The following is a 15,636-nucleotide window of genomic DNA, read 5'->3' as shown; positions in this document are numbered from 1 at the left end:
GCACCGCCGGGACGATCTGTTTGCGGGATAAAGCGTGATCCTGTGAATACTTTTACGGTATGGTATCGGGGTAATCAGACTTCCACACAGCAAGAGCAGAGATTGATAGTTATGACACAGGTATTTCTTGTCCGTCACGGTGAAACCGAATGGAATGTTCAGCGCCGTATCCAGGGGCATTCCGACAGCCCGTTAACGCAAAGTGGTATTGATCAGGCCGGTCAGGTTGCCGCGCGTCTGAAAAATGAAGGGATCACGCATATTATCGCCAGTGATCTGGGTCGCACACAACAGACTGCGCAACTGATAGCAGATGCCTGCGGCTGTGATGTGATTGCAGATCCACGTCTGCGTGAGCTGAATATGGGGATTCTGGAAAAACGTCAGATCCATACCCTGAACGCTGAAGAAGAGGGCTGGCGTCAGAGCCTGCTCAACGGCGCAGAAGAAGGACGTATTCCTCAGGGAGAATCTCTCACTGAGCTGGAAAGCCGGATGCGTGCTGCTCTGGAAAGCACCCTTGAACTGCCGGAAGGCAGCCGGGTTCTGCTGGTCAGTCACGGTATAGCGCTGGGTTGTCTGATTGGCTCGGTGATGGGGCTGGCACCTTACGCGGAGCGTCGTCTGCGTCTGCGCAACTGTTCATTGTCTGTACTGGAATACCAGGAAAGCCCGTGGCTGGCAGATGGCTGGGTGGTGGAAACTGCGGGGGATACCACGCATCTTACCCTTCCGGCACTGGATGAAGTGCAACGCTGAACAGACAGATAATATAACTGATGCCGCTCCCGGAGGAACAGATACCGCCCGGGGCGGCATGTGTTCAGCGGAGTCAGGGGGCAATTACTGCGGATCGTGCCTGACAGGAATATAATATTTAAACTCTTCAATATGGTTACGCGGATCAGCTTCATCGATATCCGTTGCATTCACAACATCCGTATCTTTTCTCAGCTTGTAACGCTCAATATCATAGCCTCTGCGGCGGGTGATCCCCAGGCGCGGCACGCATTGCCCGTAAATCGTGAAGAGAAACTCCTGCATTGCACCACGGTAAGGAATGCCGTTGAATGTAAAGCAGAGATATTCACCGCCCGGCATCTCCAGCTCACGAAGATTTTCCTGTGTGGTGAATGCGGCAGACTCTTTATCCACAGCCGTGGTATAGCTGACGCTCTGCTCATCTTCTTTATCCGGATTGCGGGACGTGCTGTACAACCCGTAAACATAGTCCGGAATCGTTTTTGTCGCAGAAATATAGCGCAGCCAGAACTCCTGACGCATGCGTGTACAGGCGGTAGCCCAGTCTTCCAGACGATGGGAGCAGCTATTTTCTATCCCTATAACAGTACGAGGCGGGAATGTGACAAATTCATACTCCGGCATAGGGACATCGTTGAGCAAAATAGCAGAACAAATACCGTCAGAGCACCATTCGTCAAGACGGCGATACAGCGCGGGTGTTTTATTAAACTGTTTCTTGAATGCACGGGTGAACGTTTGTTGTGAGTCAAAACGATACTGAAGTGCGATATCTAAAATCGGACGTGAGGTCAGGCGCAGGGCAATAGCTGCGCGTGACAGGCGACGGGCGCGGATATAAGCCCCGATAGCTTCGCCGGTAACATCCTTGAACATACGTTGTAAATGCCACTTGGAGTAGCCTGCCTTCGCTGCAACGTGGTCGAGAGAAAGTGGCTGATCTAAGTGCTCATCTAACCAACGGAGTAAATCGCGAATGATGCTGGTCTGATCCATACATCTCCCTTATTGGATTGATGACGTTAGGAAATTATACTCGTCATACTTCAGAATGCCCGGGTGTTGACTACGCTCAGCTACCCTACATGCATTCCGAATTATTCATAGTATATATAACGGATTAATATTCTAACCTGAGTAATTATCAGTGGGATAATCATTTACTCATTATTACTTTTGGCCGGAGAATATTTTAAGAGTGCTGTGACTATCATAAAACGGCAATATGAATTATCTTTGAAATCATACATTTTTCAAATGATTTTCTCGGACTATCAAAAATTATGAATCAGACGAATAAGTCACTACTGGGTATTATCACAGCTATTTCATTGAGTACGTTATCCTTTTTGAGTCATGCCGAAGAAATTGGCTCGGTGGACACCGTGTTTAAAATATTTGGTCCTGACCACAAAATTGTGGTGGAAGCGTTTGATGACCCGGATGTGGAAAATATCACCTGCTACCTGAGCCGTGCGAAAACAGGCGGATTTAAAGGCGGGCTGGGGCTGGCTGAAGATACCTCAGATGCCGCAATTTCCTGTCAGCAGGTCGGGCCGGTCACGGTCAGTGATAAAGTGAAAAAAGGTAAGAAAGACAAAGGACAGGTTGTTTTCCAGAAAAGAACATCTATCGTATTCAAGAAGTTACAGGTTGTACGTTTCTATGATGAATCACGTCACGCACTGGTCTATCTGACCTACTCAGATAAAGTTGTTGACGGCTCACCAAAGAATGCGCTGAGTGCCGTACCGATTATGCCGTGGAATAACTAATTTATTCCATTACTTATATACCCAACGTCATTCAGGATGCAGCCAACGAACCTGCATTTTGAATGAATAAGGGTATAGCAGACGTAACAAAGCCCGGTGTCGTGGCACGGCACCGAGGCTGATATTACGTTACTGCTGTGGCAGAAGATTACTCTTCGAGATCACCACAGAACCGGTAACCTTCGCCGTGGATAGTGGCGATAATTTCCGGGGTATCCGGTGTGGATTCGAAATGCTTACGGATACGGCGGATGGTGACATCCACAGTTCTGTCATGCGGTTTCAGTTCACGGCCGGTCATTTTTTTCAGCAATTCAGCACGGGTCTGAATTTTGCCCGGGTTTTCGCAGAAGTGCAGCATGGCACGGAACTCACTGCGCGGGAGCTTATACTGCTCACCGGTCGGCCCGATTAATGAACGACTGTTAATATCCAGTTCCCAGCCATTAAACTTGTAACTTTCCACACTGCGGCGCTCTTCACTGCCACCGGACAGATTCATGGTCCGGGAGAGTAAGTTGCGTGCACGGATAGTCAGTTCGCGCGGATTAAACGGCTTGGTAATATAGTCATCAGCACCAATTTCCAGACCGAGAATTTTATCGACTTCATTATCACGGCCGGTTAAGAACATTAATGCCACATTTGCCTGTTCACGGAGCTCGCGCGCCAATAACAGACCATTTTTTCCCGGGAGGTTGATGTCCATGATAACCAAATTGATATCATGGTCTGACAGTACATTATGCATCTCTGCACCGTCAGTGGCTTCATGTACAACATAACCCTCTGCTTCGAAAATACTTTTCAGAGTGTTACGTGTGACGATCTCATCTTCAACAATTAAAATATGCGGGGTTTGCATAATAGTCGCTACCTAAATCACTTAGAATTATAAGAAATTGGATTATCTGCCCGGGTTTTCTGTGTCGGTGTAGTTTTGGTTATGTCTGACACGAAACCTGTGAACAGAAAAAAAATCTGGTTCAGACCGCGTTTTTACAATCACTCAATTCAGAAAGTAAAGAATTGAAACGATTCGTACCAATATTAGTCTATTAACACCAATATAACAGCAACCCATTCATTTACCATCTGGAAAACTAACCTTTGTTGATACATATCAAAATCAATTGTAGCACGTTAACACATTCTTCAATTGTTAATTGCCGGTTTTAATGATTGTCAAATAAATAAAGATACAATGTTAAGCATTATATCTGACTTGTCTGATTATTGTACATTTTTCTCCCGGGTAAACAGCGAAAAATGAAACCTGCGCAAGAAAAGTTAAAAAAAAACAAAAAAGTCAGGATTACGTGAAATTAAATACCGGGATATGTGTTAATGGCAGTGCGAATTTACCAGAATCTCTTTTTAATATGTTATGTGACAGGCCCCTGATAGTCTGATTTTCCGGGTTATTTTGAAGAATAATTTGACATCAACCGGCCTTTCCTTTAACCGTAATAGGGTAAACCAGATAAAGGACGGACAGGAACTCAATGCGTAATCACAGCCTGAACATGATTATTATTACGACCACCACCACCATTACCACCGGCGGTGCGGGCTGACGCATATCTGAATCACGAAAAAAGCCCGCACAAAAAATTGTGCGGGCTTTTTTTTTTGGACTAAAAACGGCAGGAGCAGGTGACACATGCGTGTACTTAAATTTGGCGGCACATCCGTGGCAAACGCGGAACGTATGCTTAACATCGCGGGAATTGCAGAGGAAAAACTCGCACAGGGACAAGTTGCACTGGTGCTTTCCGCACCGGCAAAAATAACTAATTATTTAGTGGCGATGGTAGAGCAGACCGTCAGCGGCCAGGACGCACACACGCTGGTACATGACGCAGAAGCTATTCTGAACGGCATTCTGGACGGGCTGAACGCCACTGTTTCCGGGTTTGAGTATGCACGTCTGAAGGGGGAAACTGAGCAGGAAATCAGCCGCATCAAACAGGTTTTGCACGGGGTATCCCTGCTGGGGCAGTGTCCGGACAGTATCAATGCCAATATGATTAGCTGCGGTGAGCGGTTTTCCATTGCGGTTATGGCATCACTGCTGAAAGCCCGCGGGCACAAAGTGACGGTTATTGACCCGGTGATGAGTCTGCTGGCGGTCGGTGCATATCTTGAATCGACAGTTGATATCAATGAATCCACTAAACGCATAGCGGCGCTGAATATCCCGGCTGATCATATTGTGCTGATGGCGGGTTTCACGGCAGGGAATGAACAGGGTGAGCTGGTTGTGCTGGGGCGCAACGGTTCTGATTATTCTGCTGCGGTGCTGGCGGCCTGTTTGCGTGCCAAATGCTGTGAGATCTGGACAGATGTGGATGGCGTTTATACCTGCGACCCGCGCTTTGTTCCGGATGCCCGGCTGCTGAAAGGGATGTCTTATCAGGAAGCGATGGAGCTGTCTTATTTCGGGGCGAAAGTGCTGCATCCCCGCACTATTGCGCCGATCGCGCAATTTCAGATCCCGTGCCTGATTAAAAATACCCTTAACCCGCAAGCGCCCGGCACACTGATTGGTGATGGTCAGCGCGATGACAGCACGCCGGTGAAAGGGATCACTAATCTCAATAATATGGCGATGTTTAATGTCTCCGGTCCCGGGATGAAAGGCATGGTCGGAATGGCGGCACGGGTGTTTACTGTGATGTCGCGGCGCAATATCTCCATTGTTCTGATCACGCAGTCTTCGTCGGAGTACAGCATCAGTTTTTGTGTGACTCAGAAAGACAAAGCCCGTACTCAGCAGGCGCTGGAAGAGGAGTTTTATCTTGAGCTGAAAGAGGGCGTGCTGGAGCCCCTGGATGTGCTGAATAACCTGGCGATTGTCTCTGTGGTCGGGGATGGTATGCGCACCCTCAAGGGGATTTCTGCCCGTTTCTTCTCGGCACTGACCCGCGCCAATATCAATATTATTGCGATCGCCCAGGGCTCTTCCGAGCGTTCGATTTCTGCGGTGGTGGATAACGATCTTGCCGCATCCGGCGTCCGCCTTTGTCACCAGATGCTGTTTAATACGGATCGCATTGTGGAAGTGTTTGTTATCGGCACCGGCGGGGTCGGCAGTGCGCTGCTGGAGCAAATCCACCGCCAGCAATCGTGGCTGAAAGCCCGCAATATTGACCTGCGGGTCTGTGGTATCGCCAACTCGAAAGCCATGCTGACAAATATGCGCGGTATTGATTTACAGGACTGGCGTCCGGCGCTGGCGCAAGCGAAAGAGCCGTTCAGCCTCAGTCGCTTGATCCGGCTGGAAAAAGAGTATCATTTTCTCAATCCGGTGATTGTGGATTGTACGTCAAATGAGGAAATCGCTCTCCAGTATTCAGCTTTCCTGAAAGACGGATTTAATGTGGTCACGCCGAACAAAAAAGCCAACACATTATCCATGGATTACTACCACGAATTACGCCGTGCGGCGGCACAATCAAAGCGTCAGTTCCGTTATGACACCAACGTCGGCGCAGGACTGCCGGTTATCGAAAACCTTCAGAACCTACTGAGTGCAGGGGATGAACTGGTGCAGTTCAACGGCATTCTTTCCGGTTCACTCTCTTTTATCTTCGGGATGCTCGATGAGGGAATGTCGCTTTCAGGCGCAACGGCTATCGCCAAAACAAAAGGCTTTACGGAGCCGGATCCCCGTGACGACCTCTCCGGCATGGATATCGCGCGTAAGTTGCTGATCCTCGCCCGCGAAACCGGTCTTGCACTTGAGCTTTCTGATATTCAGGTGGAGTCAGTTCTGCCGCCGGACTTTGATGCCACAGGTGATGTGGATACGTTTATGGCCAATCTGCCCTCGCTTGATGCCGCCTTTGCTGACCGTGTGGCGAAAGCAGCAGAAGCAGGACGTGTTTTGCGCTATGTTGGCGTGATTGATAACGGCTGTTGTCAGGTGAAAATCATGGATGTTGATGGTAACGATCCGCTGTATAAAGTGAAAAACGGCGAGAACGCCCTGGCATTTTACACCCGCTATTATCAGCCGATCCCGCTGGTCTTGCGCGGCTACGGTGCGGGTAATGATGTGACAGCCGCCGGGATTTTTGCAGATGTGTTGCGCACAATGTCATGGAAACTGGGAGTGTAACGGGTGATTAAAATTTATGCACCGGCGTCAATCGGGAATGTAAGTGTGGGGTTCGATGTGCTGGGTGCGGCAGTGTCTCCGGTCAGCGGAGAACTGCTTGGTGACTGTGTGTCTGTTGCAAAAGCCACGCAGTTTTCACTGACAAACAGCGGGCGGTTTGTCAAAAAGCTGCCCGATAACCCGAAACACAATATCGTTTACCAGTGCTGGGAGCGGTATTGTGAGGTACTCGGGGATGTATTGCCTGTGGCGATGACGCTGGAAAAAAATATGCCGATTGGCTCCGGGCTTGGCTCCAGCGCCTGTTCGGTTGTTGCGGCACTGGTTGCGCTGAATGATTACGCCGGCAAGCCGCTGGATGATATGACGCTGCTGCGCCTGATGGGCGAGATGGAAGGGCGCATCTCCGGCAGTGTGCATTATGACAATGTCGCGCCGTGCTTCCTGGGTGGTTTACAGCTCAATATTGAAACGCCGGACAGTGTCAGTCAGGCGGTGCCGTGTTTTGACAGTTGGTACTGGGTGATGGCGTATCCGGGCATTAAAGTCTCCACGGCGCAGGCACGGGCGATTTTACCGGCGGCATATTCCAGGTCTGATATTGTGGATCACGGGCGCAACCTGGCGGGGTTTATCCACGCCTGTCACACCGGGCAGGCGGATTTGGCGGCATCTATGATCCGTGATGTGGTTGCTGAGCCGTACCGCCGGCAGTTATTACCGAATTTTGATGCTGTGCGCGCACAGGTCATGTCCTGCGGCGCGAAAGCCTGCGGGATCTCCGGCTCCGGGCCGACACTGTTTGCTGTTTGTGACAACAAAGCGGCGGCAGAGCAGGCCGCAGATGTGTTTACCACGCACTATCTGCAAAACAGCGAAGGGTTTGTTCATCTGTGCCGCCTGGATCTCGCGGGCGCACGACAAGTGAGTGCATAAGGTTAAAAATGGAACTGTACAATTTAAAAGACGAAAGCGAAAAAGTCAGTTTTGCGCAGGCAGTAAAACAAGGTCTGGGGCGTGGTCAGGGGCTGTTTTTCCCGCGTGACCTGCCGTTCTTTGATTCTGAGGCGATGGATAACCTGCTGGCAATGGATTTTGTCAGCCGCAGTGTGGTTATCCTGCATGCACTGATTGGTGATGAAATTCCCCGGGCAGAGCTGGATACGCGTGTCCGCGCCGCGTTTGCTTTCCCGGCACCGCTGAAACCGGTGGAAAGTGATGTGAGCTGCCTGGAACTGTTTCATGGCCCGACCCTGGCGTTTAAAGATTTCGGCGGGCGCTTTATGGCGCAGGCGCTGGCAGCGGTTGCCGGAGATAAACCCGTTACTATTCTGACGGCAACCTCCGGTGATACCGGGGCGGCTGTCGCACATGCCTTTTATGGTCTGAAAAATGTGCAGGTGGTTATCCTTTATCCGCAGGGGAAAATCAGCCCGTTACAGGAAAAACTGTTCTGCACATTGGGTAAAAATATTCATACGGTAGCTGTACAGGATGATTTCGATGCCTGTCAGGCGCTGGTAAAACAGGCGTTTGATGATGAAGAGCTGAAACAGGTGCTGCATCTCAATTCGGCGAACTCGATTAACATCAGCCGTCTGCTGGCGCAGATTTGCTATTACTTTGAAGCGGTGGCACAGGCTCCGGCAGAAAAACGCGGCGAACTGGTCTTTTCTGTCCCGAGCGGAAATTTCGGCGACCTGACCGCAGGGGTTCTGGCGAAAGCAATGGGCTTGCCGGTGAAGCGTTTTATCGCCGCCACCAATGCCAATGACACGGTGCCGCGCTATCTGGCAGACGGACAGTGGAAACCGGCGGTGACTGTTGCCACGCTGTCTAATGCGATGGATGTCAGCCAGCCGAATAACTGGCCGCGGATTGAAGCGCTGTTTGCGCGTCAGGGTTGGTCATTGCGTGATTTGCGTTCCGGTGCGGTAAATGATGATGAAACCCGGGAAACAATGCGCGAACTGATGGGGAAAGGCTATATATCTGAACCGCATGCCGCTATTGCGTATCGCTTGCTGCGTAAAGATTTACAGCCCGGGGAGTACGGTATTTTCCTCGGCACGGCACATCCGGCAAAATTCCTGGAGAGCGTGGAAGCCATTCTTGAGCAAAAATTGCCGTTACCGGCAGAGCTGGCGGAGCGGGCAGATCTGCCGCTGCTGTCTGCGGTATTACCGGCAGATTTTGCAGCACTGCGTGACTATTTAATGAAGACAGTGAAGCCGTAATTTTTTTTTTACCGGTAAAAAAACAGCCGCGCAGGTAATTATCAGCGCGGCTGTTTTTATTAATTTGCATGCCGGAATCGATAATCACTGTTCCGAACGGGTAAACACCAGCTCCCGCTCTGTGGACTGACTTTCATCAAAACGGTAGCCATCCAGGTCAAAATCAGGCAACTGAGACGGCTGCGTCAGGCGGTTCTGAATAATAAAGCGGCTCATCAGCCCGCGCGCTTTTTTTGCATAGAAACTGATCACTTTGTATTTGCCGTTTTTCTCATCGAGAAAGACCGGTTTAATCATGACGGCATCCAGTTTCTTCAGATTCACGGCTTTGAAATACTCATCAGATGCCAGGTTCACCAGGACATTATCACCCTGTGCCGCCAGCGCCTGATTGAGATTCTCTGTGATGATATCCCCCCAGAACGTATAGAGATTATTTCCGCGCGGATTGACCAGCTTTGTGCCCATTTCCAGGCGGTACGGACGCATTAAATCCAGCGGGCGCAGCACACCGTAAAGCCCCGAAAGCATCCGCAGATGCTGCTGGGCAAAATCAAAATCTGCCTCACTGAAGGTATCAGCCTGCATACCGGTGTAGACATCCCCTTTAAAGGCAAGGATCGCCTGGCGCGCATTTTCCGGCGTGAAATCCGGCTGCCATTCCCCGAAACGGGCGGCGTTCAGACCGGCGAGTTTATCGCTGATATGCATCAGAGAGCCGATATCCGCCGGGGTCAGTTTGCGGCAGGTTTGCATCAGTTCTTCTGATTGTGCGAGCAACTCCGGCTGTGTATAGCGCTGTGTGGTCAGCGGGCTGTCATAGTCGAGTGTTTTGGCAGGGGAAATCGTCAGCAGCATAATAGTCGGCTCCGGTCTGTTTTCATCATTATGTGGTCTACTCTATCAAAAAAAATGCGGCAACGGGCAAATCACAGCAATAGCCGGAAAGGGGATCTGTGTGGATTAGATGAAATTATCATAATTACAGCAGGTTAGATAAAAACAGCCACTGATGATGCGGATTTTCCTTGCTTGCGCAGCAGCCTGACCGTGATATTATCAAACGCAGTTGCGGCATATTGCCATCTATACCCGTCATACTTCAGGATGCACCGGCTTTGCTTGTCGCCTACATGCATTCCGAATTATGCAGAGTATCTTCTGACATAAGATGAGAGACGAAAATGACCGATAAATTGACTTCCCTGCGTAATCTGACCACGGTCGTGGCCGATACCGGTGACATTGCAGCAATGAAGCTTTACAAGCCTCAGGATGCCACCACTAACCCTTCTCTGATCCTCAACGCAGCGCAAATCCCTGAATACCGTCAATTAATTGATGAAGCGGTAACCTGGGCGCGCGGGCAGAGTGATTCACGCGAACAGCAGATTATCGATGCCGGTGATAAGCTGGCGGTAAATATCGGTCTGGAAATTCTCAAACTGATCCCGGGTCGTATCTCAACAGAAGTGGATGCCCGTCTCTCTTATGACACTAAGGCGAGTATCGCCAAAGCAAAACGTCTGATCAAACTGTATAACGATGCAGGTATCAGCAATGACCGTATCCTTATCAAGCTTGCCTCTACCTGGCAGGGTATCCGCGCGGCAGAACAGCTGGAAAAAGAAGGTATCAACTGTAACCTGACACTGCTGTTCTCCTTTGCACAGGCGCGCGCCTGTGCAGAAGCGGGTGTGTATCTGATCTCCCCGTTTGTCGGTCGTATCCTTGACTGGTACAAAGCCAACGGTGACAAAAAAGAATTTGCTCCGGCAGAAGATCCGGGTGTCATTTCTGTCACTGAGATCTACAATTTCTACAAAGAGCACGGCTACAAAACCGTGGTTATGGGTGCAAGCTTCCGTAACTCAGGCGAAATCCTGGAACTGGCCGGTTGTGACCGTCTGACCATCGCACCTGCACTGCTCAAAGAGCTGTCAGAAGCGACCGGGGCTGTTGAGCGCAAACTGGAGTACAAAGGTGACGTTAAAGCGCCCCCTGCGCCACTGACTGAAGCTGAATTTTACTGGGCTCATCACAGTGATCCTATGGCGACTGAGAAACTGGCGGACGGTATCCGTAAGTTTGCAGTAGACCAGGGTAAACTGGAAAAAATGATCGCCGATCTGCTGTAATGTTTGATTAACAGCATGATTGTGAGAGGCAGCCGGTTGGCTGCCTTTTTTGTTTCCGGCACCAATGCTATGCTGGCGCCGGAGTCAAAATGACGCAGAGGTAATTATGAATAATGTGTTGCGCATCGGCCTTGTCTCGGTTTCTGACCGCGCATCCGGTGGTATTTATGAAGACAAAGGTATCCCGGCTTTACAGGCGTGGCTGGCGAAAACTATCACCACGCCCTTTCAGACAGAAACCCGCCTGATCCCGGATGAAGAAACCATGATAAGCCAGACACTGTGTGAGCTGGTGGATGAATTCGGTTGCCATCTGGTGCTGACAACCGGTGGCACGGGACCGGCCCGGCGTGATGTCACTCCTGATGCAACACTGGCAGTCGCCGATCGCGAAATGCCGGGATTTGGTGAACAAATGCGCCAGATCAGCCTGAAATTTGTGCCGACGGCGATCCTATCCCGTCAGGTAGGCGTGATCCGCAATCAGTCTCTGATCCTCAATCTGCCCGGTCAGCCGAAAGCCATTGCAGAAACCCTGGAAGGGCTGAAAGATGAAAGCGGAAACGTCACCGTTGCCGGTATTTTCGCCAGTGTACCGTATTGTATACAGCTTCTGGATGGTCCCTATATTGAAACTGACCCTCAGGTTGTCGCGGTATTCCGTCCTAAATCAGCCATAAAGCCACAGTAATTCAGGGTATTCAGCATAAAATAAAAAAACGTTCCCCTGAGCACCTTTCTTGTCCTATGATGCGGTTACCTACTTATGTAAAGTAAAAATAACAGCAATGTAAAGACAGGAAAGGTGAACTCATGGCTCAAACGGCTCTCCGGACGCTGAACCGGCAGGATTACAAAACGCTCTCTCTTGCAGCTCTGGGCGGCGCACTCGAATTCTACGATTTCATCATCTTTATCTTTTTTGCGGTTACCATCGGGCAACTATTCTTTCCGCCGGACATTCCCGGCTGGCTGGTTCAATTACAAACCTTCGGGATTTTTGCAGCCGGTTATCTGGTGCGCCCATTGGGCGGCATTGTGATGGCACACTTCGGCGACCTCGTCGGGCGTAAAAAAATGTTCTCTCTCAGTATTCTGCTGATGGCGGTACCGACGCTCTGTATCGGTCTGCTGCCGACCTATGAAACTATTGGTATTGCCGCTCCGGTACTGCTTCTGCTGATGCGGATTATGCAGGGTGCGGCTATCGGCGGGGAAGTGCCGGGGGCGTGGGTGTTTGTCTCCGAACACGTACCAAAGCACCGCATTGGTATTGCCTGCGGCACGCTGACCGCCGGGCTTACAGTCGGGATCCTCCTCGGCTCTCTGGTGGCGATGATGATAGCGACGCAGCTTACGGACGCGCAGCAACTGAGCTGGGGCTGGCGTGTACCCTTTTTCCTCGGCGGTATCTTTGGTTTTGTCGCACTCTATTTACGCCGTTGGTTAGCGGAAACCCCGGTTTTTCAGGAAATGCAGAAACAGAAAGCGTTAGCGAAAGAATTGCCACTGAAAACCGTGATTGCGGATCACCGGGAAGCGATAGTTATCTCAATGCTGCTGACGTGGTTGCTGTCTGCCGGTGTGGTGGTGGTGATCCTGCTGACGCCTGCATATTTACAGACAGAATTCGGGCTGGCAAAAGCGGTGGTGTCGGTCGCGAATATGACCGCGATCCTTGCGTTATGCGCCGGTTGCCTGGTTGCAGGATTCTTATGTGACAAATTGGGTGCCGCGATTGTTTTTATCGGCGGCAGTATTCTGCTGGCGGTGTGTACCGGCTATTTTTATCTGACGGCGGGTTACCCGGGGACACCACTGTCACTGACCTACGGGCTTGCCGGGTTCAGTGTCGGTGTCGTGGGCGCGGTGCCGTTTGTCCTGGTAAACAGCTATCCGGCTGAAATCCGCTTCAGCGGAATTTCATTTTCCTATAATGTTTCCTATGCCATTTTTGGCGGACTGACGCCGATCGTGGTGACTCTCTTTCTGAAATGGACGCCTCTTGCACCTGCTTATTATATGGCGGGATTGTCACTGATTGGTTTATTAACGGGGCTTTATATGCGCAAAGCCACAGTATACCGGCGGATGGTGGTGCTTAGTTCCTGATATTTATACCCTTATTCATTCAAACTGCAGGTTCGTTGGCTGCGCTCAGCCAGCCGGGTCACATACTTGTGTATGCTCCCCGTCTACCTTCCCTTGCCGCCTTCCTGCATCTTGAATGACGTTGGGTATAGACACTTATTCATTCAAACTGCAGGTTCGTTGGCGGCGTGAAACCAGCTGGGTCACATACTGATGTATGCTCCCCGGCGGTCGGAGCTTGTCGCCTACAGGCATCCCGAATTATTCAGCGTATATGTTGCAATGACAGCACTGTTATTGCGGAATTTTTCAGCAATTGATCATTTTCTTTTAAATAATCTGTTTTTTTTTCTGTTTTACCCTTGATGAATGCATTTATGACCCCATCTAGTTGTCATCGGAAACTGAATCTCAGTTGAATTTCTTTTAGCGTTGCGGATGTCCTGTACCGTCGGGGGAGAATCCGGGTCAGGATGGCGAAAATTTTTTCTTGAAAAGTGAAAATCGAACCTCATATATATCGTAACGTAAGACAGAACAGAATTATTCGGAGGCGTTTAAATGGGTAAAATTATTGGTATCGACTTAGGTACAACTAACTCTTGTGTTGCTGTTATGGATGGCAACAAAGCGCGTGTACTGGAGAATGCGGAAGGCGATCGCACAACACCGTCAATCATTGCGTATACCGCCGATGGCGAAATTTTAGTCGGACAGCCGGCAAAACGCCAGGCCGTGACTAACCCGCAAAATACACTGTTTGCTATCAAACGACTGATCGGTCGTCGCTTTAATGAAGAAGAAGTCAGCCGTGACATGAATATCATGCCGTACAAAATTGTCGGCGCAGATAACGGTGACGCATGGGTGGAAGCGAAAGGCCAGAAAATGGCACCACCACAGATTTCAGCTGAAGTGCTGAAAAAAATGAAGAAAACCGCTGAAGACTATCTCGGCGAGCCGGTAACTGAAGCAGTTATCACCGTTCCTGCCTACTTTAATGATGCGCAGCGTCAGGCAACAAAAGACGCAGGGCGAATTGCAGGTCTGGATGTAAAACGTATCATCAACGAACCAACTGCGGCAGCGCTGGCTTATGGCCTTGACCGTGAAGTCGGTAACCGCACTATCGCGGTATTTGACCTTGGTGGTGGTACATTCGATATCTCTATCATCGAAATCGATGAAGTTGATGGCGAAAAAACCTATGAAGTGCTGGCAACGAACGGCGACACTCACTTAGGTGGTGAAGACTTCGACAGCCGCATGATCAACTATCTGGTTGAAGAATTTAAGAAAGAGCAGGGTATCGACCTGCGTAATGACCCGCTGGCAATGCAGCGTCTGAAAGAAGCTGCCGAGAAAGCAAAAATTGAGCTTTCTTCCGCTCAGCAGACCGACGTTAACCTGCCATACATCACGGCGGACGCGTCTGGTCCTAAACACATGAACATTAAAGTGACCCGTGCAAAACTGGAGTCACTGGTTGAAGACCTGGTTAAGCGCTGCATGGAGCCGGTCAAAGTTGCATTGAAGGATGCCGGACTGTCTGTTGGTGACATCCAGGATGTTATCCTGGTTGGTGGTCAGACCCGTATGCCGATGGTTCAGAAAACCGTAGCAGATTTCTTCGGTAAAGAGCCACGTAAAGACGTGAACCCGGACGAAGCTGTTGCTGTTGGTGCGGCAGTTCAGGGTGGTGTGTTAGGCGGCGAAGTGAAAGATGTTCTGCTGCTGGATGTCACCCCGCTGTCACTGGGTATCGAAACTATGGGTGGTGTGATGACGGCGCTTATAGCCAAAAATACCACTATCCCGACCAAACACAGCCAGGTGTTCTCCACAGCGGAAGACAACCAGTCTGCGGTGACTATCCATGTGTTGCAGGGTGAGCGTAAACGTTCCGGTGACAACAAATCACTGGGTCAGTTTAACTTAGACGGTATTCAGCCGGCACCACGCGGTATGCCGCAGGTTGAAGTTACATTTGATATTGATGCGGATGGTATCCTGCATGTGTCTGCTAAAGATAAAAACAGCGGACGTGAGCAGAACATCACCATCAAAGCCTCTTCCGGTCTGAATGAAGAAGAGATCCAGCAAATGGTTCGTGATGCTGAAGCTAACGCAGAAGCTGACCGTAAGTTTGAAGAGCTGGTACAGGTTCGCAACCAGGCAGATCAACTGGTTCACGCAACCCGTAAACAGATTGAAGAAGCAGGCGACAAACTGCCGGGCGACGATAAAGTAAAAATCGAGCAGGCAGTGAGTGAGCTGGAAATCGCAAGCAAAGGCGAAGATAAAGCGGCTATCGAAGAGAAAACGAAAGCGCTGATCGAGGCTTCTGCCAAGCTGATGGAAATGGCTCAGCAGCAGGCTCAGGCAGGTGCAGCTGGTGCTGATGCTGCGCAGGATGCCGGTCAGAATGATGATGTTGTCGACGCTGAATTCGAAGAAGTTGATGATAGCAAAGACAAAAAATAAGGCCCTTAGCGGGCGCGGTGATGGAC

Annotated in this window: 12 protein-coding genes and 1 other annotated feature; of the genes, 9 read left to right on the top strand and 3 right to left on the bottom strand. The window is 50.2% G+C overall.

Going from position 1 to position 15,636, the window contains the following annotated elements; translation table 11 throughout:
* Positions 1-111 precede the first annotated feature (111 nt).
* Positions 112-759, top strand: a complete 648-nt coding sequence (gene gpmB, locus AYY16_RS17340; protein WP_067369508.1) for a 2,3-diphosphoglycerate-dependent phosphoglycerate mutase GpmB — start codon at positions 112-114, stop codon at positions 757-759.
* An 84-nt stretch (positions 760-843) separates the two neighbouring features.
* Here the strand turns inward: gpmB and robA are convergent, their stop codons facing one another.
* A complete protein-coding gene (gene robA, locus AYY16_RS17335; RefSeq protein ID WP_067369505.1) occupies positions 844-1,758 on the bottom strand; it encodes an MDR efflux pump AcrAB transcriptional activator RobA in 915 nt (304 codons plus the stop codon).
* A 287-nt stretch (positions 1,759-2,045) separates the two neighbouring features.
* Between robA and creA the strand changes: the two genes are divergently transcribed.
* A complete protein-coding gene (creA, locus tag AYY16_RS17330; RefSeq protein ID WP_150385047.1) occupies positions 2,046-2,537 on the top strand; it encodes a protein CreA in 492 nt (163 codons plus the stop codon).
* Between the two features lie 148 nt (positions 2,538-2,685).
* On the opposite strand, the gene arcA is transcribed toward creA, so the two are convergent.
* Positions 2,686-3,402, bottom strand: a complete 717-nt coding sequence (gene arcA / locus AYY16_RS17325; RefSeq protein WP_067369502.1) for a two-component system response regulator ArcA — start codon at positions 3,400-3,402, stop codon at positions 2,686-2,688.
* 653 nt (positions 3,403-4,055) lie between these two features.
* Positions 4,056-4,170, top strand: a sequence feature (Thr leader region).
* A 30-nt stretch (positions 4,171-4,200) separates the two neighbouring features.
* Here arcA and thrA point away from each other — a divergent pair.
* Genes thrA through thrC form a run of 3 tightly spaced genes read left to right on the top strand, consistent with a single transcriptional unit; the run spans position 4,201 to position 8,897 of the window.
* Positions 4,201-6,660: a bifunctional aspartate kinase/homoserine dehydrogenase I gene (gene thrA, locus AYY16_RS17320; RefSeq protein WP_067369499.1), complete on the top strand. Its 2,460-nt coding sequence runs from the start codon at positions 4,201-4,203 to the stop codon at positions 6,658-6,660.
* 3 nt (positions 6,661-6,663) lie between these two features.
* Positions 6,664-7,596: a homoserine kinase gene (gene thrB, locus AYY16_RS17315; protein WP_067369495.1), complete on the top strand. Its 933-nt coding sequence runs from the start codon at positions 6,664-6,666 to the stop codon at positions 7,594-7,596.
* Between the two features lie 8 nt (positions 7,597-7,604).
* Complete coding sequence (gene thrC, locus AYY16_RS17310; RefSeq protein ID WP_067369492.1) at positions 7,605-8,897, top strand: threonine synthase; 1,293 nt, start codon at positions 7,605-7,607, stop codon at positions 8,895-8,897.
* Between the two features lie 84 nt (positions 8,898-8,981).
* Here thrC and yaaA read toward each other — a convergent pair whose 3' ends face one another.
* Positions 8,982-9,755, bottom strand: coding sequence for a peroxide stress protein YaaA (gene yaaA, locus AYY16_RS17305; protein ID WP_067369489.1), 774 nt, complete (start codon positions 9,753-9,755; stop codon positions 8,982-8,984).
* Positions 9,756-10,081: 326 nt separating this feature from the next.
* On the opposite strand from yaaA, the gene tal reads away from it, so the two are divergent.
* From tal to dnaK, 4 genes are all read left to right on the top strand, one after another.
* Positions 10,082-11,035, top strand: coding sequence for a transaldolase (gene tal, locus AYY16_RS17300; RefSeq protein WP_067369486.1), 954 nt, complete (start codon positions 10,082-10,084; stop codon positions 11,033-11,035).
* A gap of 106 nt (positions 11,036-11,141) precedes the next feature.
* On the top strand, positions 11,142-11,726 hold the full coding sequence (mog, locus tag AYY16_RS17295) for a molybdopterin adenylyltransferase (RefSeq protein WP_067369481.1): 585 nt from the start codon (positions 11,142-11,144) through the stop codon (positions 11,724-11,726).
* 122 nt (positions 11,727-11,848) lie between these two features.
* Positions 11,849-13,147, top strand: a complete 1,299-nt coding sequence (locus AYY16_RS17290) for an MFS transporter (protein ID WP_067369477.1) — start codon at positions 11,849-11,851, stop codon at positions 13,145-13,147.
* Between the two features lie 540 nt (positions 13,148-13,687).
* Positions 13,688-15,610 carry a molecular chaperone DnaK gene (dnaK, locus tag AYY16_RS17285; RefSeq protein ID WP_067369475.1) on the top strand — a complete coding sequence of 641 codons (1,923 nt, stop codon included), beginning with the start codon at positions 13,688-13,690 and terminating at the stop codon, positions 15,608-15,610.
* The last annotated feature ends 26 nt before the right edge of the window (positions 15,611-15,636 follow it).

This window comes from Morganella psychrotolerans (assembly GCF_001676155.1).
Classification (GTDB): Bacteria; Pseudomonadota; Gammaproteobacteria; order Enterobacterales; family Enterobacteriaceae; genus Morganella; species Morganella psychrotolerans.
Note: the sequence above shows the minus strand (reverse complement) of the source record. Positions and strands in the feature narration are given on the sequence as shown.